This window comes from Bacillus sp. SIMBA_074, assembly GCF_046534555.1.
GTDB classification, from domain to species: domain Bacteria; phylum Bacillota; class Bacilli; order Bacillales; family Bacillaceae_G; genus Bacillus_A; species Bacillus_A mycoides.
Window position 1 is genome coordinate 136,830 of sequence record NZ_JAWRYM010000002.1, and the last position, 25,583, is coordinate 162,412.

The following is a 25,583-nucleotide window of genomic DNA, read 5'->3' on the forward strand; positions in this document are numbered from 1 at the left end:
AGCAGTCCCCAAAAACATCATACAACACATATTCTATCGTAAATAAAAAGAATTCATTTTGAATATAGAAATAGTCCAAAATCTTGCATAACAGAGGTATGCCCCATTTGCCGCAACATTGTGGCTATATTCCCACGGTGATATGCTCCGTGAGTGACGACGTGTAGTATTGTTTCAGAAACCGTCGTATCCAGGAGCCCAGCATACGGATTATCAACCTCAAACACTTTTTCATAATCTTGTTGACTACTTAAAAGTTCTTTATATCGTTTAGATAATTCATAAAAACTAGTTTCCATTTCCTCAATATTTTTTGTTTCTAGCTGTTCTTTCAATTGGTCTGTGTGTACCATTGCATCACTCATACTTTTGCCAGAAATGATCTCGAGCCAGGCTAAATCTGTGAGGTATATGTGAGACATTACTTTTGCCACCGAAGAAAAACCACTCTTAACTTCCTTATGGAAAATGTCTTGCGGTAGTTCTTTTAAGCGATTTAAAATAACTTCATTTGCCCATAAGTGGTAATTATACATTTTTAATACAGAACGACCCATGCTCATTTCTCCTCCAATTTTCATTTTAATGATTAGATTATGATACATAGCTGCTTAAAAATTCCCAAAGGATTACATCTATAAAATTTATTCTGATTACGATTAAAAAAACCTCTATTAACTTCATAAAAAACATTCGTCATCTTCCACAATCTGACCCTTTAACGGAACAATTCTATGTCACTCAATAATTCCTTACTCACCGTTTATTCAGATGTTCTTTTTTTAAGTAAGCAAAACATACCTCCATCTACTTCCCCTCTTCCAACGATTTCACATCTCACTATCAATATATTTAACCAAATTAAAAACACATGCCTTTTTACGGTAAAAAAGACATGTGTTTCTATAAATCGCTATAAAAATGTACTATGATAATTGCTTCCACTTCGTCCCCAAGACAGGACGCTCGTAATTTTGGATTTCATGAATTAGTTTATCTGCCGTCTCAGCGGAAACAATTAACTCTTTATTCGATGGATTCATAAAGCCTTCTTCTGCTGCCCGTTCAACCATTTGCAAAATTGGTCCGTAAAAGTCTTTTATGTTTAATAAACCAACCGGCTTATTATGTATACCAATTTGTGACCAACATACTACTTCAAATAGTTCTTCAAACGTTCCGTATCCGCCTGGTAATGCAATGAAAGCATCCGCAAGCTCTGCCATTTTCGCCTTTCGCTCATGCATCGTTTCTACTTCAATTAATTCTGTTAATCCTGTATGTACGATTTCTCCTCGAAATAGACCGCGCGGCATAACACCTGTTACACGTCCACCTAAACGAAGAACTTCGTTTGCCACTTCTCCCATTAATCCAACGCATGAACCGCCGTATACAAGCTCATAATCGTTCTCAACAAACATTTTCCCTAACTCTATTGCCTGCTCTTTAAATTCTGGTCTTTCCCCTAAATTTGAACCTGCAAATACACAAATCTTTCTCATCCCTACACCCCGAAACTATATATTGTTATGATACAATGAACATTGTACAACATATTGAAGGGATGAGGAAGAAATGGATATCGTCGCATTTCAAAGATGGGTGGAGGAATTTTACGAAAAACGAAGCTGGTCACAGTATAATTCCTTTATTCGCTTAAATTTCTTAACAGAGGAAGTTGGAGAAGTTTCACGCGTTGTTCGCGCAATCGAAATTGGCCGTGATCGTCCTGACGAAAAAGTGAAAACAGAAGCAGAACTAAAACAAGAGTTAAAAGAAGAACTTGGTGATGTACTATCTAATCTTATTATTCTTTCACAAAAATATGATTTAGATTTACAAGACATTATGGAGGCACACGTCACAAAGCTTTCGAAAAGGTTTGAAGTATCCAAATGAGAATATTATCAATTATGGTATAATGTTCTTGTCACAATACTAAGGGGGATTTTATGTTATCTAAAAAATTGCACGACGCATTAAACGATCAAATGAACTTTGAATTTTACTCTGCCCACGCCTATATGGCAATGGCTGCTTACTGTACAGCTGAGAGCTATGATGGATTCGCTAACTTTTTCCTTGTACAAGCTGAAGAAGAACGTTTCCACGCAATGAAGCTTTACAACTACATTAATGACCGCGGTGAGCGCGCTATTATTACTGGATTTGATAATCCAAATAACAAATACGAATCTGTACTGAACGCTTTTGAAGTGGCACTTGAGCACGAGCGTGAAGTAACGAAGCGTATTTACAACTTATCTGATATCGCTTGGGATGAGCGTGAGCATGCAACAATTACATTCTTAAAATGGTTCGTCGATGAGCAAGTAGAAGAAGAATCTTCATTCGATAGCATCATCCAAAAATTAAAACGTATTACAAGCGATTCAAACGCATTATTTATGCTAGATGCTGAATTAGAGAAACGTACATTTACGCCTCCAGCTGAGTAGTATTCCAATCACCTTAATGAATGTATTAAGGTGATTTTTTTATTTTCTCTCTAGCTTAAAATAACCTTAAAATTCCTCGTATTTGACATAGAATCAGTAAAAAAATGGTATTATTTTCAATATAAAGTAAAACTTTAATCCGTGGGGTTTTGTTCATCCCCCACGGATCATTAGCCCTCACCAATCGGGCGTTTACGGGCAGTTGATCTCCCCCCTAACCTCTTTGCTCCCGCCGAATTTTGAGGTGGGAGTCTTACTGCCCGCAAATAGCGGGATAAAACAATATACGAGGAGAGAAAAAATGAACCAACGTGTAGAATTTGTTGACGCCATTCGTGGTTTCGCTTTATTTGGCATTTTACTTGTTAATATAACATTAATTCAATTCGGGTTATTCGCCAATGAAAAACCCACTTATATTTTCGGAAAACTCGATGAAAGTGCTAATTGGTTTATTCAATTTTTCGGCACGCAGAATTTTATTTCCCTATTCTCTTTTTTATTTGGGCTTAGCATTATTTTGTTACAAAAAAGTATTATCGCAAAAGGAAGAAAGTTTTTCCCTACATATATAAGGCGTATTAGCATTCTTTTACTACTAGGTTTCATTCACGGCACCTTTGTTTGGTCCGGAGATATTTTATTTGCATACGGGCTTATCGGGATTTTCTTAATGATGTTTATAAATAGAAAACCAAAAACATTATTGATTTGGGCAACTATTCTACTCGCACTCATTACACTTATGTCTTATCAAACTGATCCAAATACAAATATTAATGATTTTGCTCCTTATATTGAAAAAGAGCATAAAGTTCATGAAACTGGAAGCTATATGGATCATGTCAACTTTAGATTAACTGAAAATCCTTTCGAGTATATTGGGATTAATGGTTTCTTCGGACTAGTTTTCATATCAATTTTCGCAATAATTTTTATGTCCCCACTTTTCTTACTCGGGATGTATGTAGGAAAAAAGGGCTGGCTATTTGAGATTGATAAACACATACCTTCTATCAAAAAGATTTGGCTTATCACTAGTATTTTCTCTTTCACAATTAAAACCTTAGCCATGTTCGTAAAGCATCCAATTTTAATTATGTTACAAGATGGCCTTACATCAGTAACCATGACATTCTTTTACGGAAGCACAATTATTTTATTATTTCATTACAAAAAAGCATCGCGCTTACTAACATATATGGCGAATATGGGGAAAATGTCGGTTAGTAATTACTTAGCTCAATCCATTATCGCAACAACAATTTTTTACGCTTATGGCTTTGGCTTATTCGGTAAAATCGGATACTTCTTCGGTATTCTTTTAACCATCGGAATTTATACGATTCAACTATTGGTTAGCACATATTGGCTACGGAAATATCGAATGGGGCCTGTTGAATATGTATGGAGACTGGGAACTTATTTAGAGAGACCACGATTTAAAAGAAGTTTGGATAAAGCAAGTTAAACAAAAAAAGCAATGAGCCCACACGCTCATTGCTTTTCTTAATTTATTAAAGCATAACCCCAACGATAATCGCTGATAATATACTTACTAACGTTGCACCGTATACAAGTTTTAATCCGAATGAAGATACAACGTTTGCTTGTTTTCCATCGATACTCTTCGTTGCACCCGCGATAGTTCCGATAGATGAGAAATTCGCAAATGATACAAGGAAGATTGATAAAATACCTACTGTACGAGCTGATAAATCACCAGCTACTTTTCCAAGATCAAGCATCGCAACAAATTCGTTTGTTACTAATTTCGTCGCCATAATTTGTCCTGCTGTTAGCATCTCTGGTGTTGGAATACCCATTACGAATGCTAATGGTGAGAGGATGTATCCTAAAATGCTTTGGAATGTGATTCCGAAAATAGAATCGAACACACCGTTAATTGCTGTAATTAACGCTACGAAACCGACTAACATCGCCGCAACTGTTACAGCGATAGAGAAACCAAGCATGATATATTCGCCTAACATTTCAAAGAATGTTTGCTTCTTGTCTTCTTGTAATTCTAAAATGTCTTCTTCTTCGTTCACGTCATATGGATTAATAATATGAACGATAATGAATCCACTAAATAAGTTTAGTACAAGTGCTGTTACTACATATTTTGGATCAATCATTTTCATATAAGAACCGACGATTGACATCGATACTGTTGACATAGAAGATGCACAAAGTGTGTATAAGCGATTTTTTGGTAATTTGCTAAATTGATCTTTTACTGTAATAAATACTTCACCTTGACCAACAATTGCCGCTGCTACTGCGTTATATGATTCAAGTTTTCCTAAACCGTTAATTTTACTTAATACGAAACCGACTGCACGAATGATAATCGGTAAAACTTTAATATGTTGTAAGATTCCAATTAGTACTGCTAAGAAAATAATTGGTAATAATACTGTTAAGAAGAATGGTGCTTGTCCATCATTTGCTAGACCACCAAATACGAAATTAACCCCTGCTTCCGCAAATTTTAAAATAGCGCCAAATCCATCTGCAATCCCTTTTACTAATACAAATCCGACCTTTGTATTTAGTAAGAAATACGCAAGTACCAATTGAATTACAAGCATAACTGCAATTGGTTTATATTTAATTTTCTTACGATCTGAACTTATAAGGAACCCTAGTACAAATACTACAAGTAAACCGACTAGAAACATTACTAACTTCATATGTGAATCCTCCACTTCCATGAGTTATCAGTCGTATAACGAATGACGTCTGACCATTAATGTTAAAAAATATGAACCCCTAAAATATTTTGAACTGTCTTCTAAAATAGGTAAGCGTTTACATAAATTGCAATTTATAACAGGTAGTCTCTTCTTCTCTACCGTATTTAACGTCTGAAATGGATACCACCTACAAATCAAATTGTAAGCGTTATCTAATTGAAATGCAATATAAATTTTAAAAGATTTTTATATGTTAATATATTCCTAACCGATTGGGTTTTTTATGTAAATTCACCATAAAAAATAGCCCTAGCTATGAGCTAGGGCCTCCCTTTTTACCCCGCTTTAACGGGCAGTAAGACCCCCACCTCAAAATTCAGCGAAAACAAAGAAGTTAGGTGGGTGATTAACTGCCCGTAAAAGCCCGATTGGTGAAGGCTAATAATCAGCGGGGGATAAAGCCCCCACTGATTAAAGTTTCACTTTATAACATAACACCAACGATAATCGCGGATAAAAGACTTACTAATGTCGCACCGTATACAAGTCGTAATCCGAATGATGAAACAACGTTTGATTGGTTTTCATCGATTCCTTTCGTTGCACCTGCAATAATTCCGATAGATGAGAAGTTCGCGAATGATACAAGGAATACAGAAAGAATACCAACTGTACGAGCTGATAAATCACCAGCTACTTTTCCTAGATCAAGCATCGCAACAAACTCGTTTGATACTAATTTTGTTGCCATAATTTGTCCCGCTGTTACCATTTCTGCTTGCGGGATACCCATTACGAATGCTAATGGAGAGAAAATATATCCTAAAATAGCTTGGAATGTAATACCGAACACTGAATCAAACAAGCTATTGATTGCTGTAATTAATGCTACGAAACCAAGTAACATTGCTGCTACCGTAATCGCAATCGTGAAACCAAGCATAATATATTCGCTTAACATTTCAAAGAATGACTGTTTTTTCTTATTTTCTAACTTCAGTGTATCTTCTTCTTCTGTAATATCGTACGGGTTAATAATATGAATGATAATGAAACCACTAAATAAATTTAATACAAGTGCTGTTACTACATATTTTGGTTCAATCATTTTCATATAAGAACCAACGATCGACATCGATACTGTCGACATGGAAGATGCACATAGTGTATATAAACGATGTTTTGGGATTTTACTTAATTGATCTTTTACTGTAATAAATACTTCTGCTTGCCCAACAATTGCGGCCGCTACTGCATTATATGATTCTAATTTTCCTAAACCATTTACTTTACTTAGCATAGTACCAATAGCACGAATAAATATCGGTAAAATTTTAAAGTGTTGCAGAATTCCGATTAACACTGCAAAGAATACGATTGGTAATAAAGCTGTTAAGAAGAATGAAACCTCTCCTTTATTAACAAGGCCACCAAATACGAAAACGATTCCAGATTCCGCGTATCCAAGAAGCGCTCCAAATCCATCTGAAATTCCTTTTACTAAAATATAACCAATTGGCGTATTTAATAAGAAATACGTTAACGCTAGCTGAATAACAAGCATAATTGCGATTGGTTTATACTTAATCTTCTTACGATCAGAACTTATAAGAAAGCCGAGTACGAATACAACTAGTAGTCCTACAAGAAACATAACAAACTTCATTAATAAAATCCTCCATTTAACTCTTCATTAACGTTGAACGTCTGACTACTCAAAACAAGGAATAATCCGAACTTTCCATTTCTCCTCCAAAACCTTCAATCGGATATGAAAAACCATAAAATTTCTTGTCTCAAAGCCATTTTCCATTCTAACACAAATTATAACTCACATCCGCACTTTTCTTAAAAAAATACATTTTATTATAAAACACTCATTAATGTTCGTATTTTCCCTCTTCCTTTAGTTTATCACCATAAAAAAAACGAGCATCAAATTTCTCTGATGCTCGTTCCTTTTTATTATACAGCTTTTTCTTTATCTGCTACTGCTGGCTTGTCCCAGCACTCTGTATTGTTTAAACCAGGAATAGACTCCGCATAAAAGACTGGATCTTTTCCTTGTTTCTTTTGTTTTACGTAATCTGATAATGCCGCGAAAGCATACTTAGAAAGGAATACAATCGCCACTAAGTTAATAATAGCCATGATACCCATGAATAAATCTGCTAAGTCCCAAACAATTTGAATTGTTGCTACAGAACCTAACATAACCATACCAAGTACCGCGATTCGATAAACATTTAGTAAAACTTTACTTCCATTTAAAAACTCAATATTTGTTTCACCATAGTAGTAGTTACCTACTAATGAACTAAATGCAAACAAGAAGATTGCAACTGCTACAAATATAGAAGCCCACGGTCCGATATGTTGACTTAATGCTTGTTGCGTTAATTGAATTCCGTTTAAATCAGCCGCTCCAGGCACATCTGATAATAAAATGATAAATGCTGTACAACTACAAATTAATAATGTATCTGTAAATACCCCTAAAGTTTGAATGAAACCTTGTTTAACTGGGTGCGTTACGTTTGCAGTCGCAGCTGCGTTTGGCGCACTACCCATACCTGCTTCATTTGAGAATAATCCACGTTTTACCCCTAGTAAAATCGCAGCTCCTAATCCCCCGCCCACTACTTCTTTAATTCCGAAAGCATGTAAGAAAATTTCTTTAAATACATATGGAATTGCCGTAATGTTTGTTACAACAACGAATAATGCCACTGCTACATATATAATTGCCATTACTGGAACAATCATTTCAACCGCACGTGCAATACGTTTTACTCCGCCGAAGATAATGATTGCAAGTAAACCAGCCATAAACAGACCTACAAACTTACCATCTGTGTTAAATGCTCCATCAAAAGCCGCCGCTACTGTGTTTGACTGCACGGCGTTGAAAATTAATCCGAAACTAACTGTTATTAGAACAGAGAAGACAACTCCTAGCCAGCGTTTCTTTAAACCCTTTTCCATATAATACGCTGGACCACCACGGAACGCATTCCCATCTTTTACTTTATAAATTTGCGCTAATGTGCTCTCTACAAATGCAGAAGCACCCCCAATTACCGCGATTAACCACATCCAAAATACCGCTCCTGGTCCACCTGCTGAGATTGCGATAGCTACACCAGCTAAGTTACCAGTACCTACACGAGAAGCTGTACTCATACAAAAAGCCTGGAATGATGATACACCACTTTTTTCTTTTTGCGCTTTTCTTGTTTTTGAACTCGCTCCATCCCCAAGTAAACGAATCATTTCTCCAAAGTAACGTATTTGAACAAACTTTACTCGGAAAGAAAAATAAAGCCCAAGTCCAATTAGCATTGCAATAATAATATATGACCAAAGAACATTATTTATATCCCCAATAACACTAGTTAAAAAATCCATCATTGCGTTCCCCCTCTTCATAACACTAAGAAGATTATATTCTAAAAACTTTTAACAATCAAGAATTTTCGACAAGGAATGTAAGGTTTTATAACATGAAAATGTTAACAATTATAACATCCGTATTTTTTATAAAAATTATATTAATCATCTTTTAGCCTTAATATCATTAATTACAACAAAAAAACGAGCATCGAATTCATCTCGATGCTCGCCTTTTTATTATACTGCTTTTTCTTTATCTGTTACCGCCGGCTTATCCCAACACTCTGTGTTCGTTAAACCAGGAATAGAATCTGCGCTGAATACCGGATCTTTTCCTTGTTTCTTTTGTTTCACATAGTCCGCCAACGCAGCATATGCAAATCGGCCAAGAAGTGTAATCGCAATTAAGTTTGTCATTACCATTAGTCCCATAAATAAATCCGCCATATTCCATACAACTTGAAGCGTCGCAACAGAACCGAATAGTACCATTCCTACAACCGCAATACGGTAAATTGTTAACCAAGTTTTACTTTGTTTAATAAATTCAATATTTGTTTCACCATAATAGTAGTTTCCTAGAAGAGAACTGAATGCAAATAAGAAAATAATAATTGCTAAGAAACTGCTTGCCCACGGACCAATCTGTGAACTTAATGCATTTTGCGTTAACTCAATACCTTCTAAATTTGTTGCTTTATATGCACCAGAACATAGTACGATAAATGCCGTCGATGTACATACTAAGAATGTATCTACTAATACGCCAATTGTTTGAATAAAACCTTGCTTTGCTGGGTGTGTTACATCCGCTGTTGCTGCCGCGTTTGGTGCACTACCCATACCTGCTTCGTTCGCAAATAATCCGCGTTGAATACCAAACTTCATTGCAGCACCAATACCGCCACCTACAGCTGAATCTAAACCAAATGCCCCTTTAAAGATTTCTGTAAACATATCCGGTATTAAATAATAATTTTTAATAACGACGAAAATAGCTACTGCAATATAAATAATTGCCATCGGCGGAACAATCATTTCTGACATACGCGCAATACTTTTCACACCGCCAAAAATAATAACCCCAACCAATACCGCAAGTACAATCCCTACAACATAACGCTCAATACCAAAAGCATTTTTAAATGCTAATGTAACTGTATTTGCTTGTACGGAGTTGAAAATTAATCCGTAAGTAATTGTAATTAGAATAGAGAACCAAATTCCCATCCAACGTTTATTTAAACCTTTTTCCATATAATAAGCAGGACCACCACGGAAGCCACTGCCATCTTTTACTTTATAAATTTGCGCAAGCGTACTTTCTACGAAACTTGAAGACGCCCCAATAATCGCAATAACCCACATCCAAAATACAGCTCCTGGTCCTCCCATAGAAATAGCTAGCGCTACACCAGCTAAGTTCCCGATACCAATACGAGCTGCTGAACTCATACAAAATGCTTGGAATGACGATACACTTCCCTTTTTACGTGTCTTTCCAGTTAAGCCATCACTCATTAATCGAATCATTTCCCCTAAATGAGTAAGTTGTACGAATTTCAATTTAATAGAAAAATAAAGCCCTAAACCAATTAACATTGCAATAAGAATATATGACCAAAGAATTGTATTCGTTGATGAAACGAATTGTTCTAAAATATTCATACAATTAACCCCTCCTTTTCTCCATAAATCGAATTATATTCAAAAAATATTCAAAAATCAACATTTTTCGACAATTTATAACTTCCAAATATTAGGATTCACCTTACGAATACAATGCTCTTTTCTGAATCTACTTTCATCAGGTGCGCATACTAAAATAAAAAATAATTTCATAAACAACACCATTGACAAAAATGCACACCTGTAACTATAATGATTACATCGAGTTGTAACAAACCTAATTACACTAAATTCATTTATTTTTAGATATACACTTTAATAAAGAAACTTGGAGGGAATCATTATGAAAATTGGAATTATCGGAGCAAGCGGAAAAGCAGGAAGTCGTATTTTAAAAGAAGCATTAGATCGCGGACATGAAGTAACTGCAATCGTAAGAAGCGCTGCAAAAATTACAGAAGAAAATGTAAAGATTTTAGAGAAAGATGTATTCACTCTTACATCTAATGACCTACAAGCATTTGATGTAGTTGTAAATGCATTCGGTGCTCCAGCCGGACAAGAACACCTTCACGTAGATGCAGGAAACGTACTTATCGAAGCTATGAAAGGTGCACCTAATACAAAATTATTTGTTGTTGGCGGCGCTGGTAGCTTATTTGTAGACGAAGAGAAAACAACACGTGTATTTGATACACCAGGATTCCCAAATGAATATCTTGCAACTGCTCAAAACCAAGGTAAAAACTTAGAAATCTTACAACAAACAAATGATATTACTTGGACATTCATCAGTCCTTCTGCACTATTCGCATTAGGAAAACGTACTGGCTCTTACCAAGCTGGTAAAGATAATCTTCTTGTTAATGCAAAAGGTGATAGCTACGTAAGTTATGAAGACTTCGCAGTTGCAACACTTGATGAAATTGAAAATCCAAAACACGTAAACGAACGCTTCACAGTTGTTTCTGAAGCTGAATAATAAAGAAAGCTCGTAAACATAATGTTTACGAGCTTTTTTCATCATCTGTTATATTGATTCGGTTTATGTGGTTCATTTGGTGTATAGGGTTTATTTGGTTTATTATCATGACCATTTGACTTTTTCCAACTAACCGCTAACTCTGGACTTGTCTTCTCTTCACTACGCTCAAGTAATACAACCGCATTTTGAATTGTTGGTGTGCCTTTATGTGCAATTCCTTGTAATTTCGTTAAATTCCCTGATACTTTAAAGCTAAATCCACCTGCTGGCGTTTGTTTCGGAATTAAAATGCGGAACTTCTCTCCAACATTAAATTCGGTTTTCGCTTCACCTTTTTCATTTACGAACTTCGCGCCTTCTGGTGCACCTGTTGCTTGTACTTTATACGTTCCGCTTTTTGCATTTGTTTGCACTGTATATAAACCAGTTTCAAAAAACTCATCTTTTAATACGGCTTCTTGTTCTTCTGACGGTATTACACTCATCGTAATTTCTTGTAAATCTTCACTAGCATTGGCTTTTTCAACTATAGCTTTCGTGACTTTTTCTACATTTTTATTACGAAAATCTAAATCGTTAATATCAATTTGTTTTAACGCATTCCACACCGCAAGCTGCGTTGCGTAATGTGCATCTCTCCAGTCAGAAACACCTAATTCTTGTGGGCTCTTCTGCGGATACCCGTTTAATAGTACACGGTACACGTTAATATCTACTTTACCCATTTCAGGTAAATCTTGGCCGCTCGGAGATTTCAAATCTACATTTAAGCAAAAAGCAATTTTGCCATCTGCCGTTTTAATAAGCTCTGTTCGAATTGGTTTCTTCTTTGATCTACTATAACTCCAATCCATTTCATACTTCGTATGATCCATAACTTCTGCGAATGCTTTTTGAAGTGGGAATAATAAGTTCGCAAATACAAATAAAACACTCAAAAAAGCGGCCACTAGCTTGAACGATCGTTTTATATTCATGTCTACAACCCCTTATAAAATAACAAATTTACTACTATGTATTATTTAGTTAGAAAAGTTTTTTATGCATAGACAAAACAAAAAAGAGTGCAAACTTTTTTGCACCCTTTGAACTTACCTCTATTAGAAATCAAAGTTATCAGGATCTGGACCAACGCGGTGATTTTGGTTTAATGCATCGATTTTTTCCATATCTTCTTTAGTTAATTCAAAATTAAATACATCAGCATTTGCAATAATGCGGTGTTCTTTCGTTGATTTTGGAATTGTAATAACTCCATTTTGTAAGTCCCAACGTAAGATCACTTGCGCTGTCGTTTTGCCGTGTTTATCAGCAATTTCTTGTAATGTTTCGTTATCTAATAATTGACCTTGCATAAGTGGTGACCATGCTTCCATTTGAATACCTTGTTCTTTACAGAAAGCTTGTAATTCTTTTTGTGTTAAACGAGGGTGGTATTCTACTTGGTTAATCATCGGTTTAATTTCTGCATCTTTCATCACATCTTGTAGGTGATGGATTTGGAAATTACTTACACCAATTGCACGCACGCGTTCTTCTTTATAAAGTGTTTCTAACGCTCTCCACGAATCTTTATATTTCCCTTCAACAGGCCAATGGACAAGATATAAATCTAAATAATCTAGTTCTAATTTTTTTAAGCTCTCTTCGTATGCAGCAAGTGTTGCTTCATATCCTTGATCTGCATTCCATACTTTTGAAGTGATAAATAATTCTTCTCTTGAAATACCAGTTGCTTCAATACCTGCACGAATTCCTTCACCCACAGCTTTTTCATTTCCGTAAATTGCAGCTGTATCGATGCTACGGTATCCTGCTTTAATCGCTGATTTTACAGCTTCTACAAGTTCTGGTCCTTCTTCTACTTTAAATACACCTAAACCGAACCAAGGCATTTCTACACCATTATGCAATACTGCTTTACTTTGTAAATTTTTCATTTTATTTTCTCTCCTTTATTTTGCTTGATCTCTTTTTTCTAATGTCATACTCCACGCTGTTAAAATAACAGCGCCTACTACCATAATGCCGCCTACCCAAGCAGTATGGATTAATCCTAACGAATTCGTTACAAGGCCACCTATATAAGAACCTAAAGCAATCCCTGCGTTAAATGCTGCAATATTAATTGCTGAAGCAACATCAACCGCACTTGGAACAAAGCGCTCTGCCAATATAACGACATATACTTGTAGCCCCGGAACATTCATAAATGCGAATAGTCCCATGAAAATAATTGTGATTAATCCAGCTACTTTAAATGGTGCTGTAAATGTTAAAACAAATAATATAATTGCTTGAATAAAGAACATGTAAAATAGCGCTCGAATCGGATTATGATTCGATAATTTTCCGCCGACCATATTCCCTATCGCAATTGCGATTCCATACACTAATAAAATGATGGTAACAGTACTTGCTTCAAATCCTGTTACTTCTTGTAATAGCGGTGATAAATACGTAAATGTTACGAATGTACCGCCGTATCCAAGTGCAGTAATAATGAAAACAAGTAACAGTCTTCCATTTTTAATTAGTTTGAATTGATCACGAAATGATACAGGTACACCCTTTTTCAAATTAGATGGAACCAGTATACTGTTTGCGATGAACGCAATAATTCCAATTACAACAATCGCCATAAACGATGCTCTCCAGCCAAACTCCTGACCGATAAATGTCCCAATTGGCACACCTGTAATAGTCGCAACTGTTAATCCAGTAAACATAATCGCAATTGCGCTAGCACGTTTATTCTCTGGTACGATTGCCGCAGCAATTGTAGATCCTATCGACATAAACACACCATGCGCAAATGCAGATACAATCCTTGCGATAATTAGTACAGTGAAGCTTGTTGCTACCGCCGCAATGCCATTACCAATAATGAAAATAACCATAATCCACATTAATAATGTCTTTCGCGACATAATAGCCGTTAACGCTGTTAAAACAGGAGCTCCTACCGCTGCTCCTAACGCATATAAGGAAACAGTTAAACCAGCTGTTGTAACCGAAACATTTAAATCTTTTGAAATAGATGGTAATAAACCGACACTAATAAACTCAGTTGTACCAATCCCAAACGCACTAATTGCTAGTGCTAATAAAGCAAACATACTTCTTCGATTCGTCTGAACTTCTGAAGATGATACTGTATATGAACTCAATTGAATTCCTCCTTATTACAAGAAATCCAATCATAATAGTATGATAAAAAGGCCCTTTTATCTTCTAAAAAATATATTTCATACTTATAAATGCTATTATGAATGGTTTCATCCTTTTTTTGAAGAACGCACTTTAAAGTACGATAGGTACCAAAAAGTAACATAGTCACTTTTCAGTACCGTACTACTCATTTGCCTCTTACATGTGCTATTATGAAACATATTTAACATAATAAAAAGTACGTACTTTAAAGTGCTATAGGTACTAAAAAGTAACATTTGTATTATTTAGCTTACTTTTGAAATCTGCATTTACCAAAGGAGGGTTTCATATGAAGAAATACAATATTCCTGTAGAGGCGACTTTAGAGGTTATCGGCGGAAAATGGAAAGTTGTTATTCTTTGTCACTTAACGAAAGGTACAAAGAGAACGAGTGAACTAAAACGTTTAATGCCTGGTATTACACAAAAGATGTTAACACAGCAATTACGTGAATTAGAAGACGACGGCGTTATTCAAAGAAAGGTATACAATCAAGTACCACCGAAAGTAGAATATTCTCTTACCGACTACGGTTGGTCTTTAGAATCGATTCTTGACTCTCTTTGTACTTGGGGCGAATGCCATCTTGAAAAAGGCGGCAACACATCGATGCTAATCGCAGAGAGTGAATAATAAGAAAAAAGGAAAAAACGAACGTGAATTTGTTTGTTTTTTCCTTTTTTTATTATTATATAGGTATACTTCTCATCGAAGTAAAATAATTTATGCGCTTTCATACCTTGTCATTACTAGGTTACGGGCTCAATATCAAATAATTAGGAATCATTTTTATGTTAACATACGTGTATATAGTATATAATATAGGATATATATTATATACACTTTCCGATAAGGGAACTTTCCATTATGCGGACAAGCCATGTATCGGACAGTTCATAAATAATAGGTAAGACGTTATGGTTTTAAATTTATGTTTTCAGCCTACTTGCTGTCATAAATTTAAAGGCATTTTATTGTGCTTTGTGAAACTTTGTATAAAGTTTCGCAAGTGTTTACTATCTTATCTATCAAAAATAAGAGTATTGCTATCGTAAAGGAGAATTGGAGATGCCAGAAACTATGACTCAAACAAAGCCAGAACAAGAAACTGTACAAATTTCTGCTAGCCAAGGACAACTTGATGTACTTGATCAGTTGTTAAAACCTGAGGTACAAGAATCATTAACAACACTAGTGGAACAGCTTCCAAAATTAACTGAGCTTGTTAACATTTTAACTAAGTCTTATGACTTCGCTCAAACTGTTGCTACTGATGAAGTATTAAAAAGCGACACTGTTAGTGCAATCACAGAGCTTGTAGAACCTGTAAAAGATACAGTGAAAAGCATGGCTGCAACTGCTATCGAAGCGAAAGATCGTGCTGATGAAAGCAACGAAGTTATCGGCCTGTTCGGTCTATTAAAATTACTAAAAGACCCACAAGCACAAAAAATGTTCCGCTTTGTGAACGCATACCTTCAAATTAGTGCAGAACGTAACAATAAATAATTTAACTTATAACAACAATTAGTAAAGACGGGGGATATCATACTATGTCAAAACAAATTGTCATCTTAGGCGCTGGTTATGGCGGTCTTCTTGCCGCTTTAAACGTACGTAAATATTACAGCAAATCAGAAGCACAAGTTACAGTGATTAACCAATACCCAACGCACCAAATCATCACTGAACTACACCGCCTTGCAGCTGGTAACGTTGCTGAGCAAGCAATTGCAATGCCACTTACAAAGCTTTTCAAAGGTAAAGACATCGATCTTAAAATTGCAACAGTTGAGTCATTCTCAGTTGATAGCAAAGAAATCAAACTAGCTGGTGGCACTACGCTATCTTACGATGCACTTGTAGTTGCTTTAGGAAGTAAAACTGCTTACTTCGGTATTCCAGGACTAGAAGAAAACAGCATGGTATTAAAATCTGCTGCTGATGCAAACAAAATCTACAAACACGTTGAAGACCGTATTCGTGAATACGCTAAAACGAAAAACGAAGCTGATGCTACAATCGTAATCGGTGGTGGCGGATTAACTGGCGTTGAGCTAGTTGGTGAGCTTGCTGACATTATGCCTAAACTTGCAAAAAGCCATGGCGTAAATCCAAAAGAAGTTAAACTTCTTCTTGTTGAAGCAGGTCCAAAAATCCTTCCAGTATTACCAGACCACTTAATCGAACGTGCAACTGCTAGCTTAGAAGCACGCGGTGTTACATTCTTAACAGGTCTTCCTGTAACAAACGTTGCTGGTAATGAAATCGACTTAAAAGACGGTCAAAAAATCGTTGCTAACACATTCGTTTGGACAGGCGGCGTACAAGGTAATCCATTAATTGGTGAATCAGGTCTTGAAGTAAACCGCGGTCGTGCAACTGTTGATGCACATCTACAATCTACTTCTCACAAAGACGTATTCGTTGCTGGAGACAGCGCTGTTGTCTTCTCTCCAGACGGTCGTCCATACCCACCAACTGCACAAATCGCTTGGCAAATGGGTGAGTTAATTGGATACAACTTATACGCAGCACTAGAAGGCAAAGCATTCGAAGAGTTCGCACCTATCAACTCTGGAACACTTGCTAGTCTAGGACGTAAAGATGCTGTTGCTACAATCGGAGCAAGCAATACTCCGCTTAAAGGTTTACCAGCATCATTAATGAAAGAAGCAAGTAACGTTCGTTACTTATCACACATTAAAGGTCTATTCAGCTTAGCATACTAATCTGAATATAAGCCCGAATCATGCCCTGCATGGTTCGGGCTATTTTTATCCCGCTATTTGCGGGCTGATAATCAGTGGGGATGAACAAAACCCCCCACTGATTAAAGTTTCACTTTATCCGTAATTTTCTCTAACTTATTTATTCGACAAAAGAATAATATAACCTCTTTAATTATCAAAATATACTGACTTTTTTATGTCGAAATTGTGTATATGAAAAGAGCGGAAGTAGATATCTTCCCTACTTCCGCTCTTTCACAAGAACTATTCTCCTAATTCCACTAAGCTGTAGTTCTTCTTCCCTTTACGAATAATGATGAATCGTCCATCAAATGAATTTTCTACAGTAACATCCCTACTGACATCCGTTACTTTTTCACCATTCATAGATATAGCCCCATTATTAATATCTTCACGCGCTTGACGTCTAGAAGGTTCAATTCCTAAATCAACTAGCCACTCTACGATATTTTTCGTCTCTTTTGAAGATTGGAATGTCGGCATCTCTTTAAAGCCTTGTTCAATTTCATCAGCTGTTAACGACTTAATATCTCCGCTAAATAACGCTGCTGTAATTTTCACTGCCTGTAAAAATGCTTCTTCTCCATGAACGAATTTCGTCATTTCTTCCGCTAATACTTTTTGTGCTTCACGTTTATGAGGCTCTGTTTCTACCTTCGCTGCTAATTCATCAATTCGCTCTTTCGTTAAGAACGTAAAGTATTTCAAGTATTTAATTACATCACGGTCATCTGCATTCACCCAGAACTGGTAAAATTCAAACGGTGTTGTCTTTTCCGGATCAAGCCAAATAGCACCACCTGCTGATTTACCAAACTTCGTACCATCTGATTTTAATAATAATGGAATCGTTAATCCGAATACTTTCGCTTCATGACCTTCTAACTTACGAATTAAATCTAAACCACTCGTAATATTTCCCCATTGATCACTACCACCAATTTGCAATTGAACATCTTCTTTTGTGTATAAATGATGAAAATCCATCGCTTGCAAGATTTGGTACGTGAATTCTGTGAAAGAAATCCCTGTATCTAAACGACTTGCGACAATATCTTTCGCTAACATGCTATTTATGCTAAAGTTTTTTCCGTAATCACGTAAAAACTCGATAATGTTTATTTTATGTGTCCAGTCATAGTTATTTACCATCTTCACTTCGCTATTCCCGCCAAAGTCAAATAGCTTTTTCATTTGCGCTGTTAACGCATCTACATTATGCTGCACCACTTCTAAAGTTTGCAGTTGACGCTCTGATTGACGTCCACTTGGATCACCAATTGTTCCTGTTGCCCCGCCAATTAAAATAACCGGATGATGACCAGCTAATTGGAATCTCTTCATCATCATAAACGGAATCAAATGTCCGATATGCATACTATCACCAGTCGGATCAACTCCGCAGTATAGTGAAATCTTTTTCTCTTCTACTAACTTACGTAAACCTTCTTCATCTGTCTGCTGATTCACAGCACCGCGCCATTCTAATTCATCAATAATATTCATCTTTTGTCATCCCCTTTATTTTTTTGAAAACAAAAAAGCCCCTATGTCTACAATAGACATAGGGACGATTATTCACCGTGTTACCACCCAGTTTGCATAAATAGCATAGCTATTCATACCACTCTTAGCAATAATATCGATTGCTAGTCCGCTTAGCGTTACCTAAGATACTCCAGAGTGTAATTCACAAGTTTGTTTGTGCTAGGTTCCAGCAATCCCTAGCTCTCTTTAATAACAGTGACAAACTGCTACTGGGCTCTTTCAACGTATATTTTATTTGTTAAATTATTAGCCATTATATTGAATCCAAATCAAATTGTCAACAATACCCAAATGTTATTTCGAAATAATTCATACTTTTATACGTTTTTTATTCAAAGATTACTGTAGATCTTCTCCAATAATCCTTACTTCTCTCTCTAATTTCACACCGAATTTTTCTTCAACAGTTGTTTGTACGAAATGAATTAAATCGATATAATCTTGCGCAGTTCCGTTATCAACATTCACCATAAATCCAGCGTGTTTTAAAGAAACTTCAACTCCGCCAATTCGCTTACCTTGCAGTCCTGATTCCTGAATAAGCTTACCCGCAAAATTATTTGGTGGACGCTTAAATACACTGCCACATGAAGGATACTCTAAAGGTTGTTTTGATTCACGCTTATACGTTAAATCATCCATCTTTTCCTTAATCTCTTCACGTACACCTTCTTCAAGTTCAAACCTCGCTTCAAGAATAATGTAATGATTGTTCGCAAATACACTCTTACGATATCCAAATTCAAATGCATCTTTCGTTAAAGTACGTAGCTCTCCATCACCTGTCATTACGACAGCTTCTGTTAGCACATATGCAACCTCACCGCCATATGCACCAGCATTCATATATAACGCTCCGCCAACTGAACCTGGTATACCACAAGCAAACTCAAGTCCTGTTAAACAGTGATCTAATGCAATTCGTGACACATCAATAATTGCTGCACCACACCCCGCAACAATCGCTGTCCCTGTTACAGTAACATTTGTAATATGAATTAAACTTACTGTAATCCCGCGCAGACCACCGTCTTTAATAATAACATTAGAGCCGTTTCCTAAAAACGTAACTGGAATATTGTATTGATTCGCATACTTTATAACTTCTTGAATTTCATCATAATTCGTAGGAGAAACGAACACATCCGCTTTCCCGCCCACTTTAATATGCGTATGATTCTTTAACATTTCATCTTGCTTCACATGACCTTCAGGCAATACTGTACTTAAATATTTATAAACCTCGTGCATATTCATTTTACGATTCCTCTATTTCTATAATCTTTTTATCCCGCTATATACGGGTCCATAATATCCCCACATAAAAATGCATTACAAAACAACAGCTAACGTGGTGAATACAGTGTACATAAAGCACACCTATAAACCTCTTAAATTATAAGAGGTTCCACTCATATTAAAATATATATCGCATAATAAAGCAACCCAAATGGGCTACTAAACTTGACATGTAACCATATAGACAACAATTTGTAAAATATATAGGTTTTTCAAAGTAATACCCTTCAATATCTTACTATACCATACGAAAGAAAAGTGGTATTTTTTTGTAATCTTTACTTTGTTTATGACATATAAGAAAATCGATTGAAAGCAGGAGATAAGACTCTCATGAAGATACTAAGTGAGATACAGGAATCAAAGGATTTAACGAAGGAATTTCAAGATGAAGTGGCAGTTGCGAAAGAGAAGAAAAAGCCGTGGTAGAAGTTTTGGTAAGGTTTGTATATAAACTACGAAAAGGTAGAAAAGTATACTTTTCTACCTTTTCGATTAGTGGAATAAAGATAAACCAATTTTTAAACAATGCTATTAGTTTTTAACCACTTTTCAAAAATTAATCTAGATTGTTCTTCAGTAGCATCTTTATCCCCTATTGAAAATATTTTCAAACCGTAACCAACAAATTTTCCACCTAAATTATGTTTACTAGCATATTCATACAAAAAATCCGCGTCAGCTTCATATTCTTCAATAAAAACATCCCATATAGGCTTGTCTATTTTCTTATATGCAATAACTTCTAAATCATATCCATCTTCATAATATCCTATATGCATATGTTGGTGTTCTTCATAGTTACACATACTATTAAATAATCTCTCCTTTACCAAATAATATGATGATCATTCAAATTTGGCGGGACATGATAATGTAAATATGGTCCTTTATTTTTTACTGGACCATAATCTAACCTAAATAACACTTTTTTAGTAACTTTAGATCTGACTTGAATAATTCTAGTTTTATATGGACCTTCAAGAATATATTTATTTGGTGCGTCTAATGCTTTTTGTACATAAGGTCTCGCTATTTTCCAACCTTTATCTGCAGCTGTTCTTCCCACTTTTGAAGTTAAAACCCTTAATGCTCCAATAACAAGAGCTGGTAATATTTCTTGTTTAACTATTAATTCACCTGTAAGAGGATTTTTTTCAATAACATATTCAACTCTTGGTTTACTTAGTTCTCCTTCTAATTGTAAAAATACAGGGTCAGTTACTAAAAAATCATATTCGTTCTCGAATTTTTCAAAATCGAAGTTAGAAACATCGACATTAGATAAATCAATACCACCATCTTCTTCAGGAACATATTCTTCGACAATTGTATCATCATTTAATTCAACAGTTGCATCAACAAATGATGGCAATGCAAAACTAAACATTAACACGAAAGAAAGTATCCCAGCTATAATTCTCATCTACCATTCCCCTCTCAAATTTTATAATAGTGGGAAATAACTAAAATTTATATTTCCTATTATTTCTCACTATTAAACATTACAAAATATAAAATTTTCCAACAAGTCTAAAAATAAAGCGATGAATTTGTTATTATTAATTTGTATAAAATAATAACTTAATAAGATTAAAAATAAATAAACTAAAAATCTCTTCCTCTACAATATAAAGCTAATAAAGCATCTCCCTAAAGGTACAATACTGTATCTTTAGGGGCGATGTTAGTGAAAAAAGAATTGAGCCATTCTAAGACATACCAATCTATTTTACCGATCCACCTTTGACCAATTGGAGATAGGATATAGTAATTTTTAAATCCTTATAAGATTCGATTTAAGCCTTTCACCATATCATTCAGTTGTAAATATAGTGTATTTCTTGGCTCTGTATACTCCTATACGCTCTCGCATTTCTATAAATAGAAATTACTTTGTCACAGGGCTCAACCTTAGGATTTCTCCACCAGCTGCCTGTCAGCTACTAGACGACTTGGCTCTTACTTAGAGACTGGATTTTCACCAGCAAGCAGCGGACCAGATGAGCTGGACACGCCATAAAAAAAGAGCACATCCCACAGAATGTGCCCTTTCTATACTCATTAAATTATTTTTCGTTCTCTTCTTTTTCCTTATCAAACCATAATAGCTCATCGTCATCAACTTCACCATTATAATTGATTAGAATCTCTTCTCCCGCTTTTATATCTTTGTAAGCAAAGAAGTTAAACGTATGATTCTCGAAGACAATATCATACGTTGCATTCGGATTATATGCATGATTAAATAACATGCCGTATCCTAACAGGAATGCCGTATGATTTACCCCATACTCAAATGCGTAGTCAGCAAGTAACGTTTTCTCAATGTGTTCATGCTGTTCATTCGGATAAGAGATAACTGGTGCTGAGTGAATCAACTCACCCTTTTTAATATCACGAGTTGCAAATACCCCTCTATTAAATTCTCCATCACTAAGTTCAGAAGTCTTAACTTCGATCATATGCGTCACCTATATAATTCTTTCTTTGAAGTATTTTATTCCGCTATTTGCGGGGTTCAACTAATAATCAGTAGCGTATAGCCCCACTAATTAAAGTCTCAGTTTATCTCCTTAAGCTTGGCAGAAAACGCGCAGAAAAGCAATTAAATTACTATCAAGTATTCATTTAAATGAAAAAAGAGCACACATGGTGTACCCTTTTTAAGAGATATTACTTTTCTAAAATATCTTCTAGCAACTTCACTTGCTCGCTAACAGTATGTAACGTCTTCACCGATATATCATTTCGATGCTTTTCTTCTTCAACACTCGCTAACACTTCTTCCGTAGCTGCAGAAGTTTGTTGAATTACGTTAGAAGCATGTGTAACGTCCTTTACGATATTCGTCGTTTTAGCTTGGAAACTTTCTTGATGACCAACAATCTCCCTCATTACATCATTAATCGCATCAATAAACTTCCCTAAATCCGTTACATTCGTCAAAACACTTGCTAACATTTCGTTACATTCTTCTTGTACTCTTTCTGACTTCTCTACCTGCACTTCTACTTTACTTGCTTGATTACTAAACTCCTTCAAAATTCCTTGAATTCTCCCCGCAGAACGATTCGATTCTTCAGCAAGCTTTAATACTTCATTCGCTACAATAGCAAAACCTTTTCCATGCTCGCCTGCCCTTGCAGCTTCAATATTTGCATTTAAAGCTAGCAAACTCGTCTGACTTGAAATATTCGTTATTACATCTACAATTTCATTAATTTGTTTCGATTGTGTCATTAATTCTCTAAATATCGTTCCTGATTGTGAAACAACATCATTTAAACTTCTCATGTTAGCTTCAAAATTTCTTAAAGTATTTACACTACCCTTTGAGATTTCCAAACTTTTATCAACACGCATCGACGCATTTCTTACTTGAGAGATGATTTGGTCAATATTTCCCTCCATATCATTCAATACTTCTACTGAACGTGACATCATCTCTGATTGCGATTGAGTTCCCACTGCTACTTCTTCAAAAGCAAAGTTAATTTCACTCATTGACTCCATCGATATATTCATATTTTGTCTTAAATGATTGAAATTACTATCTAACTTCACAACAGTTTCCTCAATAAGCCTTTGCGTTTCTTCTAACTCCTGAGCTTTCTTCATCACCGCTTGCTTCTCATCCCTTAAACGAGCCAAAAGATTAGAACCAATCTTTGTGACACCCCACATAGCGATCGTTACAATCGCTAACAAGCTTGCGAAATTTGCAGCTTCAGATGACGCTGTATACGCAAAAAATTGATTTGGCCAATAACTACAAAGTATAAATGTAACAACAACTGCTACCCCGCCAAGAATTAAAATAAGACGTTCACTCAAATAAATAAGTGAAACCGCTAATGTAAAATAGACCATTTGAAATACAGCTGGGCTTTCATTAAATGCTTGTACCATAATGAAAGACATAATAAGTAGCATACATGTCATGATGTATTTATACATTGCTTCCATACTTTCTATAAAAGTAAGCAGCGTTCCAAATACTACGATAGAAATACCACACATCCAAAATGCTATTGCTCTCTCTGTAAAAATATATCCGTAATACCCAATCGCGATTATCCCAAGGAAGAAACTACACATCGTGATAAATAGCAATAAATGATTTTTCTGTGATTCTTTCTCAAGGTTAGAAAAACAAGTTCTCTTTAACCACTCCATATATGAAGCCCCACCTTCTACTCATACGTATCGATTACTTCAGCTTGAATACCGCACTCACTGGGTTATGATCGCTATTTTCAAACTTCAAATCTTTCCCTTGTACATTTACAATTTCAACATTCGGTGAAACGATAAAGCCATCAATAATCGTGACGAAATTTTCACCTTCCACATATTTCTTCACATCATCTCTCACAGTCATAACAGACGGATCTACAGCCCACTTAAAGCCACCATCAGTAAAGTCCTTTGGTAACTCTACTAACCACTCAGGACGCTCTTTCACGAACTTCGGATCACTTAACTGAGCGTTAGAAATTAATTGATTCCAGTCTCCGCCCATTATTACATAATCACCATTTTTATAATGCTTGTTCATATATTCTTTTAAATACTCCACTTGCTGCTTTCTAATTTTTCCGCCTTCATCATAAGCAGACAAATGTAAATTTACGAGTCTAACAAATTTCCCATTATTAACAGGAATTTTATGTTCAACAATCGCTCGGTCTAAATCAAATAAACGCTTTGGCCACGGCTCCATTCCAGGAAGCTGAAATCTCTTCGCTGTTTGAACCGTATATTTAGAAAATGTACTTAATCCAGCTTCAGCATATCCCATTGGACTTGTGATTGGTACAGGAACCCATTTTGTATCATAGTTCTTTCCGAACGAAGAAGTATAATCAGGCAGTCCTTTTTTCAAAAATTCATGCCCATTTACATCAAATGATCGCATTGATTTTATATCTACTTCTTGTAATAGCGCAAAATCACTATTCTCATTTTGTAAAAACGAAAGCATATTCTTTAAGTTAGTTTCCGTTTGTTCTTTACTACTTGAACCAGACCCTTTTCCCCCATCCATAAAGAAGTCTTGATCCTTATCTAGTCCAGCATATCCAATATTAAATGTTGTAACTTTAAATTCATTTTCATGCGCAATTACGCGCTCCTTATTGTTTTCCACCTTCAAGCTTATAACATCAGCCGGCTGTTCTTTTGTAAGTGTCATATAAGCTAAAAAACCACCTACAACTCCCACACCTACTAAAATACATATAAGTACTATTTTTAATAACTTTTTCAAACAAACGACTCCTTTTCTAAAACATACGATTTTACTTTTCTTTATTTTCAGTTAAATAAAAAAAATGACAGACATACGAAATATTTTATCACACTGAAAACCTTATATCACTATATTTAGTTTATAAGTAATGATTCCTTATCTTAAACTATTATATAAATACAAAATGCACCAACTTCTCCACTGGAAATTAAACGCAATGTTTAGTACACTATATGTAATAATCATAGGCGATGGAGTTCGCCATAACCGCTGCTTAGCTAATGACTCCTACCAGTATAACTACTGGTAGGAGTCTATTTTTTTGAGCAAGCTATTTAAAGAGG

At 35.5% G+C, this 25,583-nt stretch carries 24 protein-coding genes, 1 riboswitch and 1 other annotated feature; of the genes, 8 read left to right on the forward strand and 16 right to left on the reverse strand.

Features of this window, described 5'->3' with window-relative positions; genetic code table 11:
• Window positions 1-53: 53 nt before the first annotated feature.
• Entirely contained in the window at window positions 54-557 is a 504-nt protein-coding gene (locus tag SB773_RS03005; protein ID WP_000533787.1) for a DinB family protein, read from the reverse strand.
• Window positions 558-926: 369 nt separating this feature from the next.
• Window positions 927-1,505, reverse strand: coding sequence for an LOG family protein (locus SB773_RS03010; RefSeq protein ID WP_001225739.1), 579 nt, complete (start codon window positions 1,503-1,505; stop codon window positions 927-929).
• Between the two features lie 73 nt (window positions 1,506-1,578).
• Here SB773_RS03010 and SB773_RS03015 point away from each other — a divergent pair, with 73 nt between their 5' ends.
• The 3 genes from SB773_RS03015 to SB773_RS03025 all read left to right on the forward strand — a co-directional run bounded on the left by SB773_RS03015 (window position 1,579) and on the right by SB773_RS03025 (window position 3,933).
• Window positions 1,579-1,902 (forward strand): MazG nucleotide pyrophosphohydrolase domain-containing protein, encoded by a 324-nt coding sequence (locus SB773_RS03015; RefSeq protein ID WP_410588524.1) that lies wholly within the window; start codon window positions 1,579-1,581, stop codon window positions 1,900-1,902.
• A 53-nt stretch (window positions 1,903-1,955) separates the two neighbouring features.
• Window positions 1,956-2,462 (forward strand): ferritin, encoded by a 507-nt coding sequence (locus SB773_RS03020; protein ID WP_046955624.1) that lies wholly within the window; start codon window positions 1,956-1,958, stop codon window positions 2,460-2,462.
• A gap of 301 nt (window positions 2,463-2,763) precedes the next feature.
• Window positions 2,764-3,933: a DUF418 domain-containing protein gene (locus SB773_RS03025; protein WP_410588526.1), complete on the forward strand. Its 1,170-nt coding sequence runs from the start codon at window positions 2,764-2,766 to the stop codon at window positions 3,931-3,933.
• Between the two features lie 46 nt (window positions 3,934-3,979).
• Here SB773_RS03025 and SB773_RS03030 read toward each other — a convergent pair whose 3' ends face one another.
• From SB773_RS03030 to SB773_RS03045, 4 genes are all read right to left on the reverse strand, one after another.
• Window positions 3,980-5,161, reverse strand: a complete 1,182-nt coding sequence (locus SB773_RS03030; RefSeq protein ID WP_410588528.1) for a NupC/NupG family nucleoside CNT transporter — start codon at window positions 5,159-5,161, stop codon at window positions 3,980-3,982.
• Between the two features lie 487 nt (window positions 5,162-5,648).
• The gene (locus tag SB773_RS03035; RefSeq protein WP_002089478.1) at window positions 5,649-6,830 is read right to left on the reverse strand and encodes a NupC/NupG family nucleoside CNT transporter; all 1,182 of its coding nucleotides are present in this window, start codon (window positions 6,828-6,830) and stop codon (window positions 5,649-5,651) included.
• A gap of 299 nt (window positions 6,831-7,129) precedes the next feature.
• On the reverse strand, window positions 7,130-8,572 hold the full coding sequence (locus SB773_RS03040) for an alanine/glycine:cation symporter family protein (protein ID WP_033708503.1): 1,443 nt from the start codon (window positions 8,570-8,572) through the stop codon (window positions 7,130-7,132).
• 222 nt (window positions 8,573-8,794) lie between these two features.
• The gene (locus tag SB773_RS03045; RefSeq protein ID WP_410588531.1) at window positions 8,795-10,225 is read right to left on the reverse strand and encodes an alanine/glycine:cation symporter family protein; all 1,431 of its coding nucleotides are present in this window, start codon (window positions 10,223-10,225) and stop codon (window positions 8,795-8,797) included.
• Between the two features lie 304 nt (window positions 10,226-10,529).
• On the opposite strand from SB773_RS03045, the gene SB773_RS03050 reads away from it, so the two are divergent.
• Window positions 10,530-11,168: an NAD(P)-dependent oxidoreductase gene (locus SB773_RS03050; protein WP_410588533.1), complete on the forward strand. Its 639-nt coding sequence runs from the start codon at window positions 10,530-10,532 to the stop codon at window positions 11,166-11,168.
• A gap of 41 nt (window positions 11,169-11,209) precedes the next feature.
• Here SB773_RS03050 and SB773_RS03055 read toward each other — a convergent pair whose 3' ends face one another.
• The 3 genes from SB773_RS03055 to SB773_RS03065 all read right to left on the reverse strand — a co-directional run bounded on the left by SB773_RS03055 (window position 11,210) and on the right by SB773_RS03065 (window position 14,290).
• Window positions 11,210-12,148, reverse strand: coding sequence for a thioester domain-containing protein (locus tag SB773_RS03055; RefSeq protein ID WP_410588535.1), 939 nt, complete (start codon window positions 12,146-12,148; stop codon window positions 11,210-11,212).
• Window positions 12,149-12,271: 123 nt separating this feature from the next.
• Entirely contained in the window at window positions 12,272-13,111 is an 840-nt protein-coding gene (locus SB773_RS03060) for an aldo/keto reductase (protein ID WP_131247000.1), read from the reverse strand.
• Between the two features lie 15 nt (window positions 13,112-13,126).
• Window positions 13,127-14,290, reverse strand: a complete 1,164-nt coding sequence (locus SB773_RS03065; protein ID WP_410588777.1) for an MFS transporter — start codon at window positions 14,288-14,290, stop codon at window positions 13,127-13,129.
• Between the two features lie 383 nt (window positions 14,291-14,673).
• Here SB773_RS03065 and SB773_RS03070 point away from each other — a divergent pair, with 383 nt between their 5' ends.
• From SB773_RS03070 to SB773_RS03080, 3 genes are all read left to right on the forward strand, one after another.
• On the forward strand, window positions 14,674-15,018 hold the full coding sequence (locus SB773_RS03070) for a winged helix-turn-helix transcriptional regulator (protein WP_088033313.1): 345 nt from the start codon (window positions 14,674-14,676) through the stop codon (window positions 15,016-15,018).
• Between the two features lie 435 nt (window positions 15,019-15,453).
• Window positions 15,454-15,894: a DUF1641 domain-containing protein gene (locus SB773_RS03075; RefSeq protein WP_002016003.1), complete on the forward strand. Its 441-nt coding sequence runs from the start codon at window positions 15,454-15,456 to the stop codon at window positions 15,892-15,894.
• 44 nt (window positions 15,895-15,938) lie between these two features.
• Window positions 15,939-17,117, forward strand: a complete 1,179-nt coding sequence (locus SB773_RS03080; protein WP_002016002.1) for an NAD(P)/FAD-dependent oxidoreductase — start codon at window positions 15,939-15,941, stop codon at window positions 17,115-17,117.
• 264 nt (window positions 17,118-17,381) lie between these two features.
• On the opposite strand, the gene tyrS is transcribed toward SB773_RS03080, so the two are convergent.
• Entirely contained in the window at window positions 17,382-18,644 is a 1,263-nt protein-coding gene (gene tyrS / locus SB773_RS03085) for a tyrosine--tRNA ligase (protein WP_410588539.1), read from the reverse strand.
• Between the two features lie 57 nt (window positions 18,645-18,701).
• Window positions 18,702-18,918: a binding site (T-box leader), on the reverse strand.
• Between the two features lie 107 nt (window positions 18,919-19,025).
• Window positions 19,026-19,943: a UDP-N-acetylmuramate dehydrogenase gene (murB, locus tag SB773_RS03090; RefSeq protein WP_002016019.1), complete on the reverse strand. Its 918-nt coding sequence runs from the start codon at window positions 19,941-19,943 to the stop codon at window positions 19,026-19,028.
• A 351-nt stretch (window positions 19,944-20,294) separates the two neighbouring features.
• Here murB and SB773_RS03095 point away from each other — a divergent pair, with 351 nt between their 5' ends.
• Window positions 20,295-20,414: a DUF3967 domain-containing protein gene (locus tag SB773_RS03095; RefSeq protein WP_002016020.1), complete on the forward strand. Its 120-nt coding sequence runs from the start codon at window positions 20,295-20,297 to the stop codon at window positions 20,412-20,414.
• 92 nt (window positions 20,415-20,506) lie between these two features.
• On the opposite strand, the gene SB773_RS03100 is transcribed toward SB773_RS03095, so the two are convergent.
• The 5 genes from SB773_RS03100 to SB773_RS03120 form a co-directional block, all read right to left on the reverse strand.
• On the reverse strand, window positions 20,507-20,794 hold the full coding sequence (locus SB773_RS03100; RefSeq protein WP_060749387.1) for a DUF3986 family protein: 288 nt from the start codon (window positions 20,792-20,794) through the stop codon (window positions 20,507-20,509).
• A 20-nt stretch (window positions 20,795-20,814) separates the two neighbouring features.
• The gene (locus SB773_RS03105) at window positions 20,815-21,411 is read right to left on the reverse strand and encodes a hypothetical protein (RefSeq protein ID WP_410588542.1); all 597 of its coding nucleotides are present in this window, start codon (window positions 21,409-21,411) and stop codon (window positions 20,815-20,817) included.
• Window positions 21,412-22,054: 643 nt separating this feature from the next.
• The gene (locus SB773_RS03110) at window positions 22,055-22,450 is read right to left on the reverse strand and encodes an SET domain-containing protein (RefSeq protein WP_000573650.1); all 396 of its coding nucleotides are present in this window, start codon (window positions 22,448-22,450) and stop codon (window positions 22,055-22,057) included.
• A 211-nt stretch (window positions 22,451-22,661) separates the two neighbouring features.
• Window positions 22,662-24,164, reverse strand: coding sequence for a DUF4077 domain-containing protein (locus SB773_RS03115; protein ID WP_410588544.1), 1,503 nt, complete (start codon window positions 24,162-24,164; stop codon window positions 22,662-22,664).
• 34 nt (window positions 24,165-24,198) lie between these two features.
• Entirely contained in the window at window positions 24,199-25,257 is a 1,059-nt protein-coding gene (locus SB773_RS03120) for an endonuclease/exonuclease/phosphatase family protein (RefSeq protein WP_002167413.1), read from the reverse strand.
• 220 nt (window positions 25,258-25,477) lie between these two features.
• A riboswitch (Fluoride riboswitch) is annotated at window positions 25,478-25,537 on the forward strand.
• Window positions 25,538-25,583: the final 46 nt, after the last annotated feature.